The organism is Streptomyces sp. NPDC004051 (genome assembly GCF_053604275.1).
Genome location: NZ_JBSGHG010000044.1, coordinates 1 through 12,469, shown reverse-complemented (window position 1 = coordinate 12,469; position 12,469 = coordinate 1). Strand labels below are relative to the sequence as shown.

The window sequence follows — 12,469 nt, the reverse complement described above, 5'->3', positions numbered from 1 at the left end:
CACGTTCCCGTGTGCGCCTTCGGGTACGTCTCCGCGCACGCTTCCGTGCCTGTTCGTCAGCTCTTCGACTCCAGCGGCGCGCCGCTCCCGGAGGACCCGCCGCCTCCGTCGTCCTTGCCGCTCTTTCCGCTCTTGTCGTCCCCGTCGGGCTTGCCGGTCTCGTCGGCCTTGTCGTCCCCGCCGGCCTTGTCGCCCTTGCCGGCCTTGTCATCCTTGGTTCCGGTCACGGACTTCACCGCTTCCGCGGCCGCCTTCTTCGCGTCCTTCATCAGGTCGTCGGCGCTCGGCGTCTTGTCCCCGGCGAGGCCCGCCCCGTTGTAGTCGAGGGTGACGACCACGTTCTCGACGCGCGCCACCACCGTCTGCTGCTTGAAGGTGCCTTCCTTCTTCTTCAGGTCGTAGCGCACGGCCGTCGCCTCGTCGCCGGTGCCGGAGAGCGGCTCCGCCTCGACGCCCTTGGCGCCGTCGGCGGCCTGGGCGTCCTTGACCTGCTTGGCGTAGTACTCCTTGGCCAGTTCGTCGCCCGCGCCGCGTGCGACGTCCGAGTCGAAGCGCAGCATCGACACGTTCAGCCAGCGGAACTGCGAACCGTCCACACCGTTGTCGGTGAGGCTGTCCCAGGAGCAGCTGGCGCGCGTGGCGATGTCGTCGGACTGGCCCTCCTTGCCCGACTTCGCCTTGGGCACGAGGTCGTCCAGGGTCTTCTCCGCCAGGACGTCGCACGCCGCCGGCAGGTCCGTGTACACCGCCGCCCGGACCGTCGGGGACGGGCTCGCGGAGGCCGACGCGGAGGTGTCGGCCGCCTTGTCCTCGCCGCCCTCGGAGCCGGAGTCCGAGGAACAACCGGTGGCGATCAGCATCGCGGGGACGGCTGCCGCGCAGACAAGAACGCGGTTGAAGCGCTTGGCTTGGTGGGCACGCTGTGCTCGTCGCTGCATGGTTCCTTCACTCATGACGCTCGTGTTCCCTGCGGTCGAACCCGTGGTCGAATCCGTGGTCGAAAAGGGGTCCGAGGGGTCACCGTACGCGGTGCGTCGTTCGTGTGGTCTTGCTTCGGGGGCTTTGCGCAGAGCGGTGGAGGGAGTGTGAGTGCGCCTCAGCCGCTCAGCGAATCGGCCAGTAGGGAGGCCAGTTTCCTTGCCCTGTCCTGCATTTCCTTGCTGTCCGGGACGGCGCCGACGGTCGCCGGCTGCTCCGTGTACTCGATCGTCACGATCACGTTGGACGTGCGGAACGCCACAGTCACCGTGCGCTGCTCGGCGGTCGAACCGGAGCTGCTCAGTTCGTCGTCGATGAAGGCCTCGTCGCCGAACTCCTCCAGGACGCGCGGCTGGAGGCCGGAGGGCGAGGCGGACGGCGACGTGGGGGAGGAGCCGCCGTCGGACGGTGAGCCGGAAGCCGAGGACGCGGCGTCGGACGGAGCGGAGGAACCGGAAGAGCCGGTGGAATCAGTGGAACCGGCAGAGTTGGAAGGGTCGGGGGATTCGGGAGAGCCGGAGGAAGGGGGCGAGGGGGGTGTGTCCGGGTCGGCGGAGCCGGACCGGGTGGCCGTCGGCTTCGGGAGGTCGGCCGCTTCCTGCTTCGTCGCGAAGAGTCGCTGGGCCTGGTTGTCGTCGCTGACGGCGTTGTCGTAGGAGACGACCCGTTCGAGGTCGATCACCAGGCGATCGGTGGCCTGGGACGACTCCACCTTCCAGCGGCAGCCCACCTTGCGGTCGGTGTCGTACGTGAGGGCCGGCTCGCCCGCGTACGCCTTCTCGCGCTGCGTCTGGTCGGCCATCTCCCTGATGCCGGGCAGGAGTTCGTCGAGCGTCTTGGTGCGGATCGTGCCGCAGGGCTCGGGAAGCGTGGCGTACCTGCCCGGCTGGGCCGCCGGGGAGGCGGTGCCGGCACTGCCCGGGTTGGAGTTGTCCGACTGGCTTCCGCTGCCCGGACTTCCGGTGCATCCGGCCAGCAGGGCCGCGAGGAGCGCGGCGACGCCGGGTACGTATGCCCTCCGTTGCACGGCCGGGCTCCTCTCGACGGGCGGGTGCGGGCCACAGCCCGCCGGGTCTCTCAGTGTCCCCGCTGGTTAATCGCTTGCCGCACGGGGGCTCCCCCGGCAGACAATGTGTATCGCACGCACTGCCGTGAACGCCGGTCCGGAGTCCTTTTCGTCGACCTGAGCGACGGCTTTTGCTCTTTTACGCTTATGTTGCCGTTCGGGGGAATGAGGAAGATATGTCGTACGTGGAGATGCCGGGTGCGAACGTGCCGATCCGGATGTGGACGGACCCGGCGACGGTGGAGGAGGTCGCCCTCCAGCAGCTGCGGAACGTGGCGACCCTGCCCTGGATCAAGGGCCTGGCCGTGATGCCGGACGTGCACTACGGGAAGGGCGCGACGGTCGGCTCGGTCATCGCGATGCGGGGTGCGGTGTGTCCTGCGGCGGTCGGGGTCGACATCGGCTGCGGGATGTCGGCGGTGCGGACGTCCCTGACGGTCAACGACCTGCCGGGCGACCTGTCCCGGCTGCGCTCGAGGATCGAGCAGGCGATCCCGGTCGGGCGCGGGATGCACGATTCCCCCGTGGACCCGACCCGGCTGCACGGCTTCACCACCGGCGGCTGGGACGACTTCTGGGGGCGCTTCGACGGAGTGGCGGAAGCGGTCAGGTTCCGCCAGGAGCGGGCCACGAAGCAGATGGGAACGCTCGGCTCGGGCAACCACTTCGTCGAGGTCTGCACGGACACGACCGGCGCGGTCTGGCTGATGCTGCACTCCGGTTCCCGGAACATCGGCAAGGAGCTGGCCGAGCACCACATCGGGGTGGCGCAGAAGCTCCCGCACAACCAGGACCTGGTCGACCGCGACCTCGCCGTCTTCGTGGCGGACACCCCGCAGATGGCGGCCTACCGGAACGACCTGTTCTGGGCGCAGGAGTACGCGAGGCGGAACCGTTCGATCATGATGGCGCTGCTGAAGGACGTGATCCGCAAGGAGTTCAAGAAGGCGAAGCCGGCCTTCGAGGCGGAGATCAGCGCGCACCACAACTACGTGGCCGAGGAGCGCTACGACGGCATGGACCTGCTCGTCACCCGCAAGGGGGCGATCCGCGCGGGCTCCGGCGAGTTCGGGATCATCCCGGGCTCCATGGGCACGGGCTCGTACATCGTCAAGGGCCTCGGGAACGCCGACTCGTTCAACTCGGCGTCGCACGGCGCCGGCCGGCGCATGAGCCGCAACGCGGCGAAGCGGCGCTTCTCGACGAAGGACCTGGAGGAGCAGACCCGGGGCGTGGAGTGCCGCAAGGACTCCGGTGTCGTGGACGAGATCCCGGGCGCCTACAAGCCGATCGAGCAGGTCATCGACCAGCAGCGGGACCTCGTGGAGGTCGTGGCGAAGCTGAAGCAGGTCGTCTGTGTGAAGGGCTGAGCGAGGGGCTGGGCGAAGGGCTGGTGTGAAGGGCCGACCTGCCCGCGGTCGCGGCCGTCACGGCTCCCGGTGGACCTTGGTGTTCGACGCCTGGGCCCGGGGGCGCACGACCAGCAGGTCGATGTTGACGTGGCTCGGGCGGGTCACCGCCCAGGTGATGGTGTCGGCGACGTCGTCCGCGGTCAGCGGCTCGGCGACGCCCTCGTACACCTTGGCGGCCTTCTCCGCGTCGCCGTCGAAGCGGGTGAGGGCGAACTCCTCGGTCTTCACCATGCCCGGCGCGATCTCGACGACGCGCACGGGCCGGCCGACGATCTCCAGGCGGAGGGTCTCGGCCAGGACGTGCTCGGCGTGCTTGGCGGCGACGTAGCCCGCGCCGCCCTCGTAGGTGGCGTGGGCGGCCGTCGAGGAGACGATGACGACCGTGCCGTCGCCGCTCGCCTCCAGTCGGGGCAGCAGGGCCTGGGTGAGGTGGAGGGTGCCGATGACGTTCGTCTCGTACATCCGGCGCCAGTCGTCCGGGTCGCCGGTCGCGACCGGGTCGGCGCCCAGCGCGCCGCCCGCGTTGTTGACCAGGACGCCGATGGCCCGGAACGCGGTGGCGAACTCGTCGACGGCCGCGCGGTCGGTGACGTCGAGCGGGTACGCGGTCGCCGCGTGGCCGGCCGCGTTGATCTCCTCGGCGAGCGCCTCGATGCGGTCCTTGCGGCGGGCGGTGAGGACGACGCGGTAACCGGCCTCGGCGAGCCCGCGGGCCGTGGCGGCGCCGATACCGCTGCTCGCGCCGGTGACGACGGCGATACGAGACGCTGCGGACGGTGCGGCGGTGGCCATGGGGTGCTCCTCCGGTGGGATCCGTGCGGACGGTGCCGTGCCGGGCCAGCATATGCGGGCCGCCGGGGCGGGTCCGGACCCGCCCGGGAGCGCGGGCGCGCGGTCAGCCGTTGCGCGGCGCCCACATGATCACGGCCATTCCGGCCAGGCAGATCAGGGCGCCGGTGACGTCCCAGCGGTCCGGGCGGTAGCCGTCCGCGAGCGCGCCCCACAGGATCGACCCGGCGACGAAGATGCCCCCGTACGCGGCGAGGACGCGGCCGAAGTGCGCGTCGGGCTGGAAGGTGGCGACGAACCCGTACGCGCCGAGGGCGAGGACGCCGCCGGTCGCCCACATCCAGCCGCGTTGTTCCCGTACGCCCTGCCAGACCAGCCAGGCGCCCCCGATCTCCAGGATCGCGGCGAGGACGAACAGGGCGGCGGAGCGGGCGATCAGCATGCGGGCAGCTTCGCAGACCGGATGCGGAATAAGGGGGGAGGGTGGGTCGTTGGCCCGGGTATAGTTGAACTGTCAACCAATTTGGAGGGTGAACGGCCATGCAGTTCGGGATCTTCAGCGTCGGCGACGTCACGCCCGACCCCACGACGGGGCGCACCCCGACCGAGCGCGAGCGGATCAAGGCCATGGTCGCCATCGCGCTGAAGGCCGAGGAGGTGGGCCTGGACGTGTTCGCGACCGGCGAGCACCACAACCCGCCGTTCGTCCCGTCCTCGCCGACGACCATGCTCGGCTACATCGCCGCGCGCACGGAGCGGCTGATCCTCTCCACCTCCACCACCCTCATCACCACCAACGACCCGGTGAAGATCGCCGAGGACTTCGCCATGCTCCAGCACCTGGCCGACGGCCGGATGGACGTGATGATGGGGCGCGGCAACACCGGACCGGTGTACCCCTGGTTCGGCCAGGACATCCGCCAGGGCATCAACCTCGCCATCGAGAACTACGCCCTGCTGCACCGCCTGTGGCGCGAGGACGTCGTCAACTGGGAAGGCAAGTTCCGCACCCCGCTGCAGGGCTTCACCTCCACGCCCCGCCCGCTGGACGACGTACCGCCGTTCGTCTGGCACGGGTCGATCCGCTCGCCCGAGATCGCCGAGCAGGCCGCCTACTACGGTGACGGTTTCTTCCACAACAACATCTTCTGGCCGGCCGACCACACCAAGCGCATGATCGAGCTCTACCGGACCCGGTACGCGCACTACGGGCACGGCACGGCCGAGCAGGCGATCGTCGGCCTCGGCGGGCAGGTGTTCATGCGCAAGAACTCGCAGGACGCCGTGCGCGAGTTCCGTCCGTACTTCGACGTCGCCCCCGTCTACGGGCACGGGCCGTCGCTGGAGGAGTTCACCGCGCAGACCCCGCTGACCGTGGGCTCCCCGCAGCAGGTCATCGAGAAGACGCTGTCCTTCCGTGACTACGCGGGCGACTACCAGCGCCAGCTGTTCCTCATGGACCACGCGGGCCTGCCCCTGAAGACCGTGCTCGAGCAGCTCGACCTGCTCGGCGAGGAAGTGGTGCCGGTGCTGCGCAAGGAGTTCGCCAAGGACCGCCCGGCCGACGTGCCGGACGCGCCGACGCACTCCTCGCGGCTGGCCGGCCGGGAAGCGAGCAAGGCGTGAACGACCTGAACACCGTGAACACCGTGAACACCGGGAACGCCGGGAACATCGTCGTGGTGTCGGCCGGGCTGACCGTGCCGTCGTCCACCCGCCTGCTCGGGGAGCGGCTGGCCGCCGCGGCCACCGGGCGGGCCCCGTCCGAGGTGCCGGTGATCGAACTGCGGGACCTCGCGGTGGACATCGCGCACAACTTCACCAGCGGTTTCCCGGCTCCGGCCCTCGCCGAGGCGATGGACGCGGTGACCGGGGCGGACGGGGTGATCGTGGTCACGCCGGTGTTCTCGGCGTCGTACAGCGGGCTGTTCAAGTCGTTCTTCGACGTGCTCGGCGCACGGGACCGGGAGGCCCTGGCCGGCAAGCCGGTGCTGATCGCCGCGACCGGGGGCACGCCCCGGCACTCGCTGGTGCTGGAGCACTCCCTGCGGCCCCTCTTCGCCCACCTGCGCGCGGTCGTCGTCCCCACCGGGGTCTACGCCGCGTCCCAGGACTGGGGCGACAAGGGCCTGGACGCCCGGATCGACCGGGCGGCGGGCGAGCTGGCCGCCCTGGCGGGCGCCCTGCCGGCCGCCGGCGACGGGACGCTCAACGGCAACGGCAACGGCAACGGCAACGGCAACGGCAACGGCGGCGAGGCGGGCGGTGACGCGATCCGTGTCACCGACGGGGGCGCCGCCGCCGACAAGTTCGACGCGCGCAACGTGGTGCCGTTCGAGGAGCAGCTGGCCGCGCTGCGGTCGGCCGGCTGAGGCGCCCTCCACAACCCCCACGACTCCCGGCGGTCTTCCAGGACAGCGGCCGCCGGGTGAGACGACCGAATCCGGTCGTTCGCGAGGGTCCGGTCGCGGGAAGGGACACCCGCGACCGGACCGCGGCGAGGTGAGAGCGGGGTAAGAAGGCGCCCCTTCGATCACTGCTCCGTCCGCCGGACGGCGGTGCTTGGCACACTGGCACCGTGTCCCCTACCGCGCCCCGCACCCCCACCGTGCTGCTCGCCGAAGACGACCGGGCCATCCGCAACGCCCTGAAGCGCGCCCTGACCCTGGAGGGCTACCGGGTCACGGCGGTCGCCGACGGCGTCGAGGCGCTGGCGCAGGCCCACCGCAGCCGGCCCGACGTCCTGCTGCTGGACGTGATGATGCCCGGCATCGACGGGCTCCAGGTGTGCCGGGCGCTGCGCGCCGAGGGCGACCGCACCCCCGTGCTGATGCTGACGGCGCTGGTGGAGACCGCCGACCGGATCGCCGGACTGGACGCGGGCGCCGACGACTACGTCGTCAAGCCGTTCGACGTCGAGGAGGTCTTCGCCCGGCTGCGAGCCCTGCTCCGCCGGGCAGCCCCCGCCCCCGCCCCCGCACCGGCCTCCGCCCCCGCCCCCGCACCCGTCCCCGCGCCCGACGGGGCGCCGACGGCGCAGGGGCAGCCGGACACGCGGGAGCCGGGAGAACCGGGAGAACCGGGGGAACAGGGAGAACCGGGGGAACAGGGAAAGCCGGGAGGCCAGGGGAAGCCGGGAGGGGCCCCGAACGCCGCTCCGGGGCGATACATCACCGCGGCCGGGGTGCGCATGGACCCGCAGGCACGCCGCGCCTGGCGCGGACAGCGGGAACTGGAGCTGACCCGCACCGAGTTCGAACTGCTGGAGCTGCTGATCCGCAACGCGGGCATCGTCCTCGACCACCCCACCATCTACGACCGCATCTGGGGCTACGACTTCGGCCCCGGCTCCAAGAACCTCGCCGTCTACGTCGGCTACCTGCGCCGCAAACTCGACGAGCCCGGCGCGCCGCAGCTGATCCACACGGTGCGCGGGGTGGGTTACGTGCTGCGGGAGGACTGAGTGGCGCCGGACCGGCCCCCGCCGCGGACCCGGCGGTGCCGGCTGCCGCTGCTGTCGCTGGGCACCAAGTTCACGGTGGCGTTCGCCGCCGTGACGGCCACGGTCACCGTCCTGGTCGGCATCCTGTCGTACAGCGCCGCCGCGAGACTCGTACGGGTGGACCAGCAGAGCGTGTTCGACGAGGTCGTGGAGGACCTGCGCGACGAGGTCAGGTCGAACCGGATGACACCGCTCGACTTCTCCTCCGCCGCCCCCGGCCACGACCTGGTGCGGCCGGCCCGGACGGACGTCCAGGTGCTCGGGCCGGACGGCCGGATCGTCGACCCGGGCGACCCGGGGCTGCCGGTGGTCGACGCCGACCGCGCGGTCGCGGGGGCCGCCACGGCCGGGCGGGTGGTCGAGCACGCGGACGTCGACGTCGGCGACGACGTCTACCGCGTCGCGACCGTCGCCCTGGGCGAGGGCCGGGGCGCGGTCCAGATCGCGCAGGAGTTCAGCGACACCGAGGACCTGCTGCGGGCCCTCCAGCAGCGCACCCTCGTCCTGATGGCCGCGGTGGTGGTCGGGGCCGGTCTCTTCGGCTGGTGGCTGGCCCGGCGCATCACCCGGCGCCTGGTCGTCCTCACCGACGCCGCCGAGGACGTCGCCCGCACCCGCAGGCTCGGCATCCAGGTGCCCGTCGCCGGCCGGGACGAGGTGGGGCGGCTCGGCCGCGCCTTCGACCGGATGCTGGGCCGGCTCGCCCAGTCCGAGGACGACCAGCGCCGGCTCGTCCAGGACGCGGGGCACGAACTGCGCACCCCGCTCACCTCGTTGCGGACCAACATCTCCCTGCTGCGGCGTATCGACGAACTCCCGCCGGACACCCGTGAGGAACTCGTCGCCGATCTCTCCCAGGAGGCCCGTGAACTGACCGACCTGGTCAACGAACTCGTCGAGCTGGCGGCCGGTCAGTCCGACACCGAGCCGCCGCGGCGCGTCGACCTCGCCGACATCGCCCACGACGTGGCGGGACTGGCCCGGCGCCGCAACGGGCGGAAGATCATCGTCCGTGCGAGCGGCGACACCACGACCGACGGACGGCCCGGGATGCTCACCCGGGCGGTGTCCAACCTGGTCGAGAACGCGGTCAAGTTCGACCGGGACGGCACGGCGCCCATCGACATCACCGTCGCGGGACCCGCGCGACCGGGCACGGTGCGGGTGGAGGTCCGCGACCGGGGGCCCGGTATCGCGGCCGCCGACCTGATCCGCGTCTTCGACCGCTTCTACCGCGCCGCCGACGCCCGCTCCCTGCCCGGTTCGGGCCTCGGCCTGTCCATCGTGCGCGAGGTGGCCCTGGCCCACGGGGGCGCACCGTACGCGGTACGCCGGACCGGCGGCGGCACGGTGATCGGCTTCACGGTGGGCGGCGTCCCCCTGACCCACCACGACACGGAACCGGGCCCCTGACGTCCGACGGGTGACGGGCGCCGGGGGACATCGAGGTGACCCACAGCCCACGCGAGCAGGTCTCCCCGCGGGAGACGGTGGCGGTGGCCCGGACCCTGACCCTCACGGTGCTGCGCACGGTCGGCGCGAAGTGATGCGGTGTCAGGTGACGTGAATCACCGGGACGGTGCTGAGTGCCGGGCCGGGGAGGTTTCCGTACCCCCTCGTGAGAGCGAGGCCGGAATGCGAGGATGAGCCGCCATGACTGCCGGGTGGTGCTTCCGCACGACACGGGCCGCGGTGTTCGCGGCCGTCTGCGTGCTGCTCGCCGCCCTGGGGCACGTCCTGATGTCGGGCACCGGAGTGCCGTGGTGGTCCCTCGCCGCCGGAGCGGCGGTGACCGGCGGCGCTGCGTGGTGCCTGGCCGGCCGGGAGCGCGGGCTCGTCCTCGTCTCCTCCGTCGTGACGGCCGCGCAGGCGGCACTCCACCTGTGGTTCTCGTACGCGCAGGAACTCGCGCCGGCGTCCAGCACGGACGACACGACCGACGGCGCACACCCGATGGGTCACATGGGCCCCATGGGCCACACGGGCCACGCAGCCCATGGCGGCCCCGTCGCGGAGCCGACGGTCCCCATGGACGCGATCGACTCCATGGCGGGGGCGGGCCACGCCATGGACGGGACGTCCCTGTCCTCCGCGGGCATGCTCGCCGCCCACCTGCTGGCCGCGCTCCTGAGCGGGCTGTGGCTCGCGTACGGCGAACGCGCGGCCTTCCGCATCCTGCGGGCCGTCGCCGGATGGCTGGCCGCACCGCTGCGGCTGCCGCTCGCTCCCGCCGCACCACCGCGCCGCCCGCGCGTCACCCCCCGCCACAGCCGCACGGCCCACCGGCCGCGCCGGCTGCTCCTCGTCCACGCGATCACTCCTCGGGGCCCGCCGGCGGGGACCGCTGTCGTCTGAGACAGCCGGTTCCCCGACACCGCCCAGGGCGCCCCGCGCCCGGACGGCGGCTCGGGCAACGGACGTACGCCGCCGTGTGCGCCGTGCGTAGGTCCGCCACCCCACCCCACCGCCGGATCCGCCGCGCGCCGTGCGCGGCCGGTCCGCACGCCGGATCTCCGCTCTGCTCGCCGGGTTCCCGCATGCCGGACCTCCGGACTCCCGAGAAGGACATCAGGTGACCAGTCCTGCCCTGTCTGCCGCATCGACCGCCGCATCGTCTGTCGCATCCGACACGACGCCGCACACCGTGAGAACCCGTGACGAGCGGGCGGCCCTCGACGAGTCGACCACGACCTGGGCACTCGCCGCCCGCACCGGCGACCCGGAAGCCGTGGAGAACTTCGTCCGCGCCCTGCACCGGGACGTCCGCCACTTCGTCACCCACCTCAGCGCCGACCCCCAGGCCGCCGACGACCTCGCCCAGGACACCTTCCTGCGGGCCCTCGGCAGCCTGCACCGCTTCGAGGGGCGTTCCTCCGCCCGTACCTGGCTGCTCTCCATCGCCCGGCGCGCGGTGATCGACAGCTACCGGCACGCGTCCGCCCGCCCCCGTCTCCTCGACACCGACGACTGGCGGACCGTCGCCGAGTGCGCCCAGGAGCGCGGGCTGCCGGGCTTCGACGACGGCGTCGCGCTCACCGGACTGCTGGACGCGCTGCCCGCGGAACGCCGCGAGGCGTTCGTCCTCACCCAACTCCTCGGTCTGCCCTACGCGGAGGCGGCCGAGCTCAGCGACTGCCCGGTCGGTACGGTCCGCTCCCGCGTCGCGCGGGCCCGCTCCGCACTCATCCAGTCCCTGCACGAGGCCGACCGAGCCGAACCCCTGAGCGCGGCAGCCTGACGAACCAGGCCCCGGGAGGCGGCACGGCCGGCCGGACCGACCGTGCCGCCCGGCGCTCGATGGGGGTGACGCCGGGACAGGTGCCCATGCCCCGGGGAGGACACACCGTCCCGAAACCGTGAGCACTTCGACCAAGGCTGTCCTGATACCGCTCAGGTGACAGATGCCCGCCGACTGCTCACGGTTTTCGGCACGACCCCGTCCCCGGCCCCGCGGCGCGGGAACCGCAAAGGTCCCCGCGCCGCGGGGCGGGACATGACTCGTCGGTGCCCCGGACGGTCGGAAAACCGACGTGACAGGTGATGCCGGCTGGGGAAGACTCGCGTCGTGCGTGATCGTGTGGACGCCTCCTCCGGTCTGGTGCTGCGGAGATGGAGGGCCGAGGACGCCCGGGCGGTGATGACCGCGTTCGCGGATCCGCTCATGCGGGGCCAGTCCGGCGAGCCGGTCGACTCCGTCCGGGCCGCCGAGCGGTGGACGGCGGCTCGTGATGAGCAGTGGGCCGCGGGCTCCGCCCATTCCTTCGCCGTCGTCGACGGCGGTGACCTCGTGCTCGGCCAGGTGTGTGTCGGTCCGGTGGACCGGCGGCATGCCACCGGATGGGTGTCCTACTGGACGACGGCGACGGCTCGTGGCCGAGGTACGGCTTCCCGTGCCTGCCGTGCTGCGGCCCGCTGGGCCTTCGACGACGCGGAACTCTTCCGGCTGGAGCTCGGACACCGGGTGAACAATCCCGCCTCGTGCGCGGTGGCCCGCGCCGCCGGCTTCGCGGTGGAGGGACGGCAACGGCAGAAACTCGCATACGACGGCGTCCGCTACGACGTGGAACTCCACGCCCGCCTGGCTACGGACCCGGAGCCCGTGTCGGGGTGAGGCCTGCTCGGGGTGGGTGAACCGCCTTTCATCCCAGGCCCTTTCGCAGGTGACCATCAGGTCGGTGCCGCATCAGGCGATGTTCGCCTTGTGAGGCGTGAGGCATGTGGCGGTTCCGACGGGGCGCTGTCCGCGGGACCGCGTGGCTTCACGGGAGACCGGCCGCATGGAGTCGATCGATCAGGAAACGGCCCGTTCCTGGCTCGCCACCGCCCTCACGGAGGCCCGCGCGGGCTCGCCGAGGGCGGTGGCCGGGGCCGCGACCGCCGTATGCGGGGGACGGTGATCCGTCCGTGCACGCGGAGGCGTCCGCCTTCCACGCGGCGGACGGCAGTTCGGCATCTCCCGGGTGGTGACCGGCGAGGCGGTCACCACCCGGCGAGCACGACCGGCCGACCGGACACGGCGTGGGGCTCGTGCCGCTGGACGATCCGGAGTGCGCCGCGACGGCGCGGGACTTCGCCGCGTGCCATCCACGGGTGTGGGGCGAGAACACGGGGCGGTCGAGGAGCGGGGCTAGTACTGCAACGGTACTTATGCTGATTGCTGACCAGTTTCAGGGACTGTGCCCGCGCCGCTTGTAGTGACTGACGCGGGCCTGGTATTGCCGT

12 protein-coding genes are annotated in these 12,469 nt (G+C 72.2%); 8 read left to right on the top strand and 4 right to left on the bottom strand.

Annotated features, from left to right (window positions below):
* Positions 1–56: 56 nt before the first annotated feature.
* Together ACWEQO_RS30430 and ACWEQO_RS30425 are read right to left on the bottom strand one after the other, a co-directional pair.
* On the bottom strand, positions 57–938 hold the full coding sequence (locus tag ACWEQO_RS30430) for a DUF3558 family protein (RefSeq protein WP_452985958.1): 882 nt from the start codon (positions 936–938) through the stop codon (positions 57–59).
* A 158-nt stretch (positions 939–1,096) separates the two neighbouring features.
* The gene (locus tag ACWEQO_RS30425; RefSeq protein WP_361458573.1) at positions 1,097–2,005 is read right to left on the bottom strand and encodes a DUF3558 domain-containing protein; all 909 of its coding nucleotides are present in this window, start codon (positions 2,003–2,005) and stop codon (positions 1,097–1,099) included.
* Positions 2,006–2,220: 215 nt separating this feature from the next.
* On the opposite strand from ACWEQO_RS30425, the gene ACWEQO_RS30420 reads away from it, so the two are divergent.
* Positions 2,221–3,414 (top strand): RtcB family protein, encoded by a 1,194-nt coding sequence (locus ACWEQO_RS30420; RefSeq protein ID WP_452985957.1) that lies wholly within the window; start codon positions 2,221–2,223, stop codon positions 3,412–3,414.
* Positions 3,415–3,471: 57 nt separating this feature from the next.
* Here the strand turns inward: ACWEQO_RS30420 and ACWEQO_RS30415 are convergent, their stop codons facing one another.
* Together ACWEQO_RS30415 and ACWEQO_RS30410 are read right to left on the bottom strand one after the other, a co-directional pair.
* Positions 3,472–4,248, bottom strand: a complete 777-nt coding sequence (locus ACWEQO_RS30415; protein WP_361458577.1) for an SDR family NAD(P)-dependent oxidoreductase — start codon at positions 4,246–4,248, stop codon at positions 3,472–3,474.
* Between the two features lie 103 nt (positions 4,249–4,351).
* On the bottom strand, positions 4,352–4,687 hold the full coding sequence (locus tag ACWEQO_RS30410; protein ID WP_361458579.1) for a YnfA family protein: 336 nt from the start codon (positions 4,685–4,687) through the stop codon (positions 4,352–4,354).
* A 98-nt stretch (positions 4,688–4,785) separates the two neighbouring features.
* Between ACWEQO_RS30410 and ACWEQO_RS30405 the strand changes: the two genes are divergently transcribed.
* The 7 genes from ACWEQO_RS30405 (at position 4,786) to ACWEQO_RS30375 (ending at position 11,858) form a co-directional block, all read left to right on the top strand.
* Positions 4,786–5,871, top strand: coding sequence for an LLM class flavin-dependent oxidoreductase (locus tag ACWEQO_RS30405; protein WP_361458581.1), 1,086 nt, complete (start codon positions 4,786–4,788; stop codon positions 5,869–5,871).
* Positions 5,868–6,617 carry a CE1759 family FMN reductase gene (locus ACWEQO_RS30400; protein WP_452985956.1) on the top strand — a complete coding sequence of 250 codons (750 nt, stop codon included), beginning with the start codon at positions 5,868–5,870 and terminating at the stop codon, positions 6,615–6,617. Before ACWEQO_RS30405 ends, ACWEQO_RS30400 begins: the two co-directional genes overlap by 4 nt.
* 206 nt (positions 6,618–6,823) lie before the next feature.
* Positions 6,824–7,708 carry a response regulator transcription factor gene (locus ACWEQO_RS30395; protein WP_452985955.1) on the top strand — a complete coding sequence of 295 codons (885 nt, stop codon included), beginning with the start codon at positions 6,824–6,826 and terminating at the stop codon, positions 7,706–7,708.
* Entirely contained in the window at positions 7,709–9,160 is a 1,452-nt protein-coding gene (locus tag ACWEQO_RS30390; RefSeq protein ID WP_361458587.1) for a sensor histidine kinase, read from the top strand.
* 240 nt (positions 9,161–9,400) lie between these two features.
* Positions 9,401–10,102: a hypothetical protein gene (locus tag ACWEQO_RS30385; protein WP_452985954.1), complete on the top strand. Its 702-nt coding sequence runs from the start codon at positions 9,401–9,403 to the stop codon at positions 10,100–10,102.
* A gap of 289 nt (positions 10,103–10,391) precedes the next feature.
* Positions 10,392–10,985, top strand: coding sequence for a sigma-70 family RNA polymerase sigma factor (locus ACWEQO_RS30380; RefSeq protein WP_452985953.1), 594 nt, complete (start codon positions 10,392–10,394; stop codon positions 10,983–10,985).
* A 327-nt stretch (positions 10,986–11,312) separates the two neighbouring features.
* Positions 11,313–11,858 (top strand): GNAT family N-acetyltransferase, encoded by a 546-nt coding sequence (locus ACWEQO_RS30375; protein WP_361458593.1) that lies wholly within the window; start codon positions 11,313–11,315, stop codon positions 11,856–11,858.
* Positions 11,859–12,469 lie beyond the last annotated feature (611 nt).

Coding starts and splice junctions, on each gene's coding strand:
- ACWEQO_RS30405 (WP_361458581.1), top strand. CDS start 4,786: ATGCAGTTCGGGATCTTCAGCGTCGGCGACGTCACGCCCGACCCCACG.
- ACWEQO_RS30415 (WP_361458577.1), bottom strand. CDS start 4,248: ATGGCCACCGCCGCACCGTCCGCAGCGTCTCGTATCGCCGTCGTCACC.
- ACWEQO_RS30410 (WP_361458579.1), bottom strand. CDS start 4,687: ATGCTGATCGCCCGCTCCGCCGCCCTGTTCGTCCTCGCCGCGATCCTG.
- ACWEQO_RS30430 (WP_452985958.1), bottom strand. CDS start 938: ATGCAGCGACGAGCACAGCGTGCCCACCAAGCCAAGCGCTTCAACCGC.
- ACWEQO_RS30385 (WP_452985954.1), top strand. CDS start 9,401: ATGACTGCCGGGTGGTGCTTCCGCACGACACGGGCCGCGGTGTTCGCG.
- ACWEQO_RS30420 (WP_452985957.1), top strand. CDS start 2,221: ATGTCGTACGTGGAGATGCCGGGTGCGAACGTGCCGATCCGGATGTGG.